Origin of the sequence: Streptomyces sp. NPDC057638, from assembly GCF_042800315.1 — a bacterium.
GTDB lineage: Bacteria > Actinomycetota > Actinomycetes > Streptomycetales > Streptomycetaceae > Streptomyces.
Genome location: NZ_JBHVHF010000080.1, coordinates 20295 through 27327 on the forward strand (window position 1 = coordinate 20295; position 7033 = coordinate 27327).

The 7033-nt window shown below is 69.2% G+C and carries 8 protein-coding genes; 6 read left to right on the plus strand and 2 right to left on the minus strand.

Annotation, left to right across the window (positions count from 1 at the left end; genetic code table 11):
• The first annotated feature begins 19 nt into the window (after positions 1-19).
• The 5 genes from ACFVIM_RS14160 to ACFVIM_RS14180 all read left to right on the plus strand — a co-directional run bounded on the left by ACFVIM_RS14160 (position 20) and on the right by ACFVIM_RS14180 (position 5758).
• Complete coding sequence (locus ACFVIM_RS14160) at positions 20-961, plus strand: carbohydrate ABC transporter permease (protein WP_384300980.1); 942 nt, start codon at positions 20-22, stop codon at positions 959-961.
• Complete coding sequence (locus ACFVIM_RS14165; protein WP_384300981.1) at positions 958-1806, plus strand: sugar ABC transporter permease; 849 nt, start codon at positions 958-960, stop codon at positions 1804-1806. Before ACFVIM_RS14160 ends, ACFVIM_RS14165 begins: the two co-directional genes overlap by 4 nt.
• A 262-nt stretch (positions 1807-2068) precedes the next feature.
• Positions 2069-3673: a glycoside hydrolase family 13 protein gene (locus ACFVIM_RS14170; RefSeq protein ID WP_384300982.1), complete on the plus strand. Its 1605-nt coding sequence runs from the start codon at positions 2069-2071 to the stop codon at positions 3671-3673.
• Between the two features lie 25 nt (positions 3674-3698).
• Positions 3699-4766 (plus strand): LacI family DNA-binding transcriptional regulator, encoded by a 1068-nt coding sequence (locus tag ACFVIM_RS14175; RefSeq protein WP_384300983.1) that lies wholly within the window; start codon positions 3699-3701, stop codon positions 4764-4766.
• A gap of 104 nt (positions 4767-4870) precedes the next feature.
• Positions 4871-5758 (plus strand): phosphatase PAP2 family protein, encoded by an 888-nt coding sequence (locus ACFVIM_RS14180; protein WP_384300984.1) that lies wholly within the window; start codon positions 4871-4873, stop codon positions 5756-5758.
• Positions 5759-5835: 77 nt separating this feature from the next.
• On the opposite strand, the gene ACFVIM_RS14185 is transcribed toward ACFVIM_RS14180, so the two are convergent.
• Together ACFVIM_RS14185 and ACFVIM_RS14190 are read right to left on the minus strand one after the other, a co-directional pair.
• The gene (locus ACFVIM_RS14185; protein ID WP_384300985.1) at positions 5836-6084 is read right to left on the minus strand and encodes a hypothetical protein; all 249 of its coding nucleotides are present in this window, start codon (positions 6082-6084) and stop codon (positions 5836-5838) included.
• A complete protein-coding gene (locus tag ACFVIM_RS14190; protein WP_384300986.1) occupies positions 6084-6368 on the minus strand; it encodes a hypothetical protein in 285 nt (94 codons plus the stop codon). Before ACFVIM_RS14190 ends, ACFVIM_RS14185 begins: the two co-directional genes overlap by 1 nt.
• Positions 6369-6774: 406 nt before the next feature.
• On the opposite strand from ACFVIM_RS14190, the gene ACFVIM_RS14195 reads away from it, so the two are divergent.
• Entirely contained in the window at positions 6775-6993 is a 219-nt protein-coding gene (locus ACFVIM_RS14195) for a hypothetical protein (protein ID WP_384300987.1), read from the plus strand.
• The last annotated feature ends 40 nt before the right edge of the window (positions 6994-7033 follow it).

Sequence of the window (7033 nt, forward strand, 5' to 3'; positions counted from 1 at the left end):
CCCGTACGTACGGAGAGAGATGAGCAGCCTCATAGTCAGGACCAGACGGTCCTTCACCACCCACTGGTACGCGTGGGCCATGGTCCTGCCGGTGGCGATCGTCCTCGGTGTGCTCGTCGGCTATCCGCTCGGCCGGGGCATCTATCTCTCCTTCACCGACGCCAACGAGGCCAACATCGGCCGGACCATCGGTGACTTCGAGGTCCCGGCGTCCTACGCGTTCGTCGGGCTCGACAACTACTGGAACATCCTCTCCGGCCGGGAGGGGTCCTTCTACCCCCGGCTGACCTGGACGGTCCTGTGGACCGCGAGCTGTGTGGTGCTGCACTACACCATCGGGCTCGGACTGGCGCTGCTGCTCAACCGGCGGATGCGCGGGCGTTCGCTCTACCGGGTGCTGCTGATCCTGCCGTGGGCGGTGCCGGCGTTCGTCGCCGCCTTCGCCTGGAAGCTGATGTACAACACCGACAACGGTGTCCTCAACGGGCTCCTGGGGAAGATCGGGATGGGCCCGGTCGACTGGCTGGGCGACCCCTTCATCCAGAAGCTGTCGGTGATCGCGGTCAACACCTGGCTCGGGGTGCCGTTCATGATGGTCGCCATCCTCGGCGGCCTCCAGTCCATCCCGCGCGAGCTGCACGAGGCCGCCGAGATGGACGGCGCCTCGCCCTGGCAGCGGTTCCGGCATGTGACCCTGCCCGGGCTGCGGCCGGTCAGCTCGACCATCGTCCTGCTGGGCACGATCTGGACGTTCAACATGTTCCCGATCATCTACCTGGTGATCGGACAGGCGGGCGGCACCGAGAGCGAGATCCTGGTGACCTACGCCTACCGGCTGGCCTTCCAGGGGGTGCGCGACTACGCGGGCTCGGCCTCGTACGGGATCGTGATCCTCTCGCTGCTGCTGGTCTTCTCCGTCTTCTACCGCTCGATGCTCAAGCGCCAGGAGGCCGCCAAGTGAGCACCGTCCGCACGCGCCCGCGCGGCGAGCGCTCCCGTGGCGCGTCGATAGCCCTGCACACCACGCTGGTCCTCGCCTCGCTGATCGCGCTCTTCCCCATCGTCTTCGTGGTGCTGGTCTCCGTCCGGGGGGAGAACGGCTGGACCCACCCGATGGAGATGGAGGGCTTCACGCTCTCCAACTACACCCATGTCCTCGGTGACACCGAGTTCCTGACCTGGTTCCTCAACTCGGCGCTGATCGCGGCCGGGACGATGCTGGTGGGCGTGCTGATCGCGGCCAGCGCGGGCTACGCGGTCTCCCGGATGCGCTTCCCCGGGCACAAGCCGCTGATGTGGACCTTCCTGATCTGCCAGATGTTCCCGGTGGCGGTGCTGATCGTCCCGCTCTACAACATCCTGGGCCGGCTGGGACTGCTGGACAGCTACGGCGGACTGATCCTCACCTACTGTTCGGTGTCGGTGCCCTTCTGCGCCTGGATGCTCAAGGGGTACTTCGACACCATCCCCACCGAGATCGACGAGTCGGGCCGGGTGGACGGGCTCACCCCGTTCGGCACCTTCTGGCGGCTGATCGTGCCGCTGGCGCGGCCGGGTCTGGCGGTGACCGCCTTCTACACCTTCCTCACCGCCTGGGGCGAGGTCGCCTTCGCCACCTCGTTCATGAGCAGCGAGACCAAGTACACCCTCGCGGTGGGCCTCCAGACCTTCGTCGGCCCGCACCGGGCCGAGTGGGGCCTGCTGACCGCCTCCTCCGTACTGATCATGGTTCCGGCCGGGCTGCTCTTCTTCTTCGCCCAGAAGCACCTCGTCGCCGGACTGACGGCGGGCGGCACCAAGGGATGACCCGTCAGGCAGGGGGAAGCGGGGGCGAAGACGCCGTGAACCGGCCTCGCCCCCCGGGCGACGAGGTCGTGAACCGGCCTCTCGGCTTGGGGGATCGCGAGAGGAACCGGCCTCTCCGCCCCGGGGATGACCATCGGGTCCGCACCTCGCGCGTGACCCGGCGATTCGAGGGGAATCATCCCCATACGTAACCTCATCCATCACCCCGTACGCATCCGCACGACGCACGACCATCGCTGTGACGACTTACAAGGGACCGCACATGACCCAGGAGCTCGCTCCCACCCTCCGCGACGACCAGACCGCCGCTCCCTCGGCGGGCTGGTGGCGTGACGCCGTCATCTACCAGGTGTACGTGCGCTCGTTCGCCGACAGCGACGGGGACGGCGTCGGCGATCTGCGGGGCGTGCGGGCCAGACTGCCCTACCTCGCCGACCTGGGGGCGGACGCCGTCTGGCTCACCCCCTTCTATGCCTCACCCCAGGCCGACGGCGGCTACGACGTGGCCGACTACCGGGCCGTCGACCCCCTGTTCGGTGATCTCTCCGACGCCGACGACCTGGTGCGCGAGGCCCATCGGCTGGGGCTGCGGATCATCGTCGACATCGTGCCCAACCACACCTCCGACCAGCACATCTGGTTCCAGGCGGCGCTCGCGGGCGGCCCCGAGCGCGAGCTGTACCACTTCCGGCCCGGCCGGGGAGAGAGCGGCGAACTCCCGCCCAATGACTGGGAGTCCGTCTTCGGCGGGCCCGCCTGGAGCCGGACCGAGGAGGGCGACTGGTACCTCCACCTCTTCGCGCCCGAGCAGCCCGACCTCAACTGGGAGCACCCGAAGGTCCACGAGGAGTTCGCGTCCATCCTCCGCTTCTGGCTCGATCTGGGCGTCGACGGCTTCCGTATCGACGTCGCCCACGGCATGGTCAAGGCCGCCGGACTGCCCGACATCGGGCTCAGCGAGCAGGCCAAGCTGATCGGCGCGCAGGTGCTGCCCTTCTTCGACCAGGACGGCGTCCACGCGATCCACCGCGCCTGGCGGACCATCCTCGACGAGTACCCGGGCGAACGCGTCGGCGTCGCCGAGGCCTGGGCCCCGACCTCGGAACGGCTCGCCCTCTACGTACGCCCCGACGAACTGCACCAGGCGTTCAACTTCCAGTTCCTGACGTGCGACTGGGACGCGGGCGCGATGCGCCGGGTCATCGACGACTCCCTCGCCGCGACCGGCTCGGTCGGCGCCCCCACCACCTGGGTCCTCTCCAACCACGACGTGGTCCGCCACACCACCCGCTACGGCGGCGGCGCCCAGGGCCTGCGCCGCGCGCGGGCCGCCGCGCTGCTGACCCTCGCCCTGCCCGGCTCGGCCTATGTCTACCAGGGCGAGGAACTGGGCCTGCCCGAGGTGACCGACCTCCCCGACGAGGTCCGCCAGGACCCGGCCTTCTTCCGCGGCGACGGCCAGGACGGCCTCCGCGACGGCTGCCGGGTGCCGCTGCCCTGGTCGGGCACCTCCGCACCGTACGGATTCGGGCCGGGTGGCAGCTGGCTGCCGCAGCCCGAGGCGTGGGCGGGCCTGTCGGTGGCGGCACAGAGCGGCGACCCGCGCTCCACGCTGGAGCTGTACCGCTCGGCCATCGCGCTCCGCAAGGAACTGCCGGGCCTGGGCGACGGGACGATGGAGTGGCGGGAGGGACCCGAGGGCACCCTGGTCCTCGCCCGCCCGGGTCTCGTCTGCACCCTCAACACCCTCGCCGACGAGGTCCGGCTGCCCGTTCCGGGCCGACCGGTGCTCTCCTCCACGCCGCTGGAGTTCGACGGCGGACAGGTCCGGCTGCCGGGCGACAGCTGCGTCTGGTGGGCGGTCTGACGTGCGCCCGGTACAGTCCCCTGCTGTGACCACACCCGCACGACTGGCAGATATAGCCGCTCAGGCGGGGGTCAGCGAAGCGACGGTGAGCCGGGTCCTCAACGGGAAGCCCGGCGTCGCCGCCACCACCCGCCAGTCCGTGCTCGCCGCACTGGACGTCCTCGGCTATGAGCGTCCGGTGCGGCTGCGCCAGCGCAGCGAGGGGCTGGTGGGGCTGATCACCCCCGAGCTGGAGAACCCGATCTTCCCCGCCCTGGCCCAGGTGATCGGCCAGGCCCTGACCCGTCAGGGCTACACCCCGATCCTGGCGACCCAGACCCCGGGCGGCTCCACCGAGGACGAGCTGACCGAGATGCTGGTCGACCGGGGAGTGGCGGGGATCATCTTCGTCTCCGGCCTCCACGCCGACACCACCGCCGACACCCAGCGCTATGAGCGGCTGCGCGGCCAGGGCGTCCCCTTCGTCCTGGTCGACGGGTACTCCCCCAAGGTGGCGGCCCCCTTTATCTCCCCGGACGACCGGGCGGCGATGGAGCTGGCCGTCACCCATCTCGTGGCGCTCGGCCACACCCGGATCGGGCTGGCGCTGGGGCCGCGCCGTTTCGTACCCGTCCTGCGGAAGATCGAAGGGTTCGTCCGGATCGTCGGACAGCGGCTCGGGCTCGACCCCGTCACCGTCGAGCGCGAGCTGATCCAGCACTCCCTCTACACCCTGGAGGGCGGCCAGGCCGCCGCCTCCGCCCTGCTGGACCGGGGCTGCACCGCCGTCGTCTGCGCCAGCGACATGATGGCCCTCGGCGCGATCCGGGCCGCCCGGGGCCGGGGCCTTGAGGTGCCGCGCGACATCTCCGTCGTCGGCTTCGACGACTCCCCCCTGATCGCCTTCACCGACCCCCCGCTCACCACGGTCCGCAAACCGGTCCCCGCCATGGGCCAGGCGGCGGTCCGCACCCTGCTGGAGGAGATCCAGGGCAATGCGACCCCTACGGGCTCCAGCACCCCCGCCCCCACCTACGGCGAGTTCGTCTTCATGCCCGAACTGGTGGTCCGCGGCTCGACGGCGTCGGGCCCCGGAGCGGGGGGTCGTTCCTGACCCGCCCCCTCCGGGGTCGGTCATCCGCAGGACGGACCGGGGCCCCGGGGAACCCGACCAAGGGATGATCAGGGCTCCGGGGGAATCTGGCAGACTCTCGTCACATGGGTGAACCGACCGTAAAGACTCTCGATGGCCGGACGGCCCCCGCGTCGACACCCATGGAGGGCGAGACCGCCGGGCCGTCCTCCCGTCTCAGCCGCTGGCAGGAGCTGCGCTCCCCGCGCCGCCCCCGTATCTGGTTCGAGATCCTCCTGATCGCGGTCAGTTACTGGGTGTACTCGCTGATCCGTAACGCCGTGCCGGAGCAGAAGGCACAGGCGATCAAGAACGCCCAGTGGATCTGGGACGCCGAGAAGGCCCTCGGCCTCAACTTCGAGCATGCGGTCAACGAGGCCGTGAACTCGGTGAAGTGGCTGGTGGTGTCGATGAACTACTACTACGCCACCCTTCACTTCATCGTCACCATCGGCGTCCTGGTCTGGCTCTACCGCTGGCACCCCGGCCGCTACGCCGCCGCCCGCCTGATCCTCTTCGCCACCACCGCCGTCGCCCTGGTCGGTTACTACCTGTATCCGCTCGCTCCCCCTCGGCTCATGCCCCACCTGGACTTCGTGGACACCGTCCTGGTCCATGAGACCTGGGGCTCGATGGCCTCCGGCGATCTGAAGAGCGTCTCCAACCAGTACGCGGCGATGCCCTCGATGCACGCCGGCTGGTCCCTGTGGTGCGGCCTGATCATCTTCGCGGTGGCCGCCACCCCCTGGGCGAAGATCCTCGGCCTGCTCTACCCGGCCGCGACCCTGGTCGTGATCGTCGCCACCGCCAACCACTTCTGGCTCGACGCGGTGGGCGGCGTCCTCTGCCTGGCCTTCGGCTTCGCCCTCTCCTACGCCTGGTACCAGGCCCTGCCCCACCGGCTCCCCAAGCTCCCGGAGAACGACCGGGCACCGGGGCAGGGGCTCAAGGGCTGGCTGGCGGCGCGGGCGTAGGGCCCGGGGTCTGAGACATGTGGGGGGCGGGAGCCGGGAGGGCCTGTCTCCGACGCGCCCGGCGATGACGGAATCCGCTAGGGCAAGGCCACGATCTTGACGACGGTGACGGTAAGTACGCCCTGGCTCACGAGGTATGTAATGAAAGCGACGTTGGACACCGTGGCATCACGGCGGTCGGGGTCGCCCCCGACCTGACTCGACCCGCAGCCGTAGGGATTGCACGCGATTGCCTCCATCCCGCGGTCGAAGGCTTTGCGGCGTTCTCCCGCCAGGCTGCGTCGTTCGACCTCGGCGGCAGGTGTGAAGGCGACTCTCAGGCTCATCAGACGCTCCTGAACTCGTCGTCCTGGTCCAGGAAGATCAGTCCCGAGGTATCGCCTGCCCGGATGCGGGCGATCTCCGCGTCCTCGCCAGGGTCATGGGCCTGTGGGGTCCGCAGGGCCCACCGTGCGAGGACACCGGGAATCTCATCCGGTCCCGCGTTCTCGACGTCCTCGGTGAAGTCGCGATGCAGATCCGGAGGCAGTGCCTCCCGGATCGTGCGAATGGTCGCGGGCAAGTGAACCCGTCGACCATCGCTCAAGGTGGTCACCAGTTCCTTCGGCAACGCCTCTCCTCTCTTGGCCCATCCGGTACGGCCCACTCTCCCGCTGGTTCGGCACGGGTGTCCCCGGATTCGGTGATGTGCGGTCGGCGCTCACTCCTACGGGGTACCAGCGGGTCTCGTCCCTGGTGTGCCGCCCGGGGACGGCGTTCGGCACTGATCCTGAAAATGCCGCTGGCATAGGAGAGCGTCATCCGGCACCCACCGCTCGATCCGGTCGGTCTGCGGTACGGGAGCGATCACTCGTGGCGATCAACTCATCGCGCTGAGCCCCTTGGCGATCGTGATGGGGCACTCTTGACGCAAGTGTCGTCACCGGGGTCAGGATGGCCTCGGAGCGTCTTTCGAGGCCGTTATCGTGGGACTTCTGATGACCGTCTTACTTCATGATTTGGCAGGAGGGCCCGCAGTGGCCGAGGGCCCCATCGCGCAGTCGGAGATCGCCGCCCTGACGCGGCGCTTCGAAGAGGCCCAGGAAAAGAACGACCGCGAGTTCACCATCATCAAGGCGGACCTGACCGCACTGCGGTTTGAGGTCACCGGCCTGAAGGCCACGGTGGAACGGAACCACGCGCAGATCATGGAGTTGCTGTCCCAGCTGGTGGGGCAGAAGTCCGACGGCGCCTGATCACTTCGCGACGGGGGCTGTGGCCCCGGATCCCGGAAAC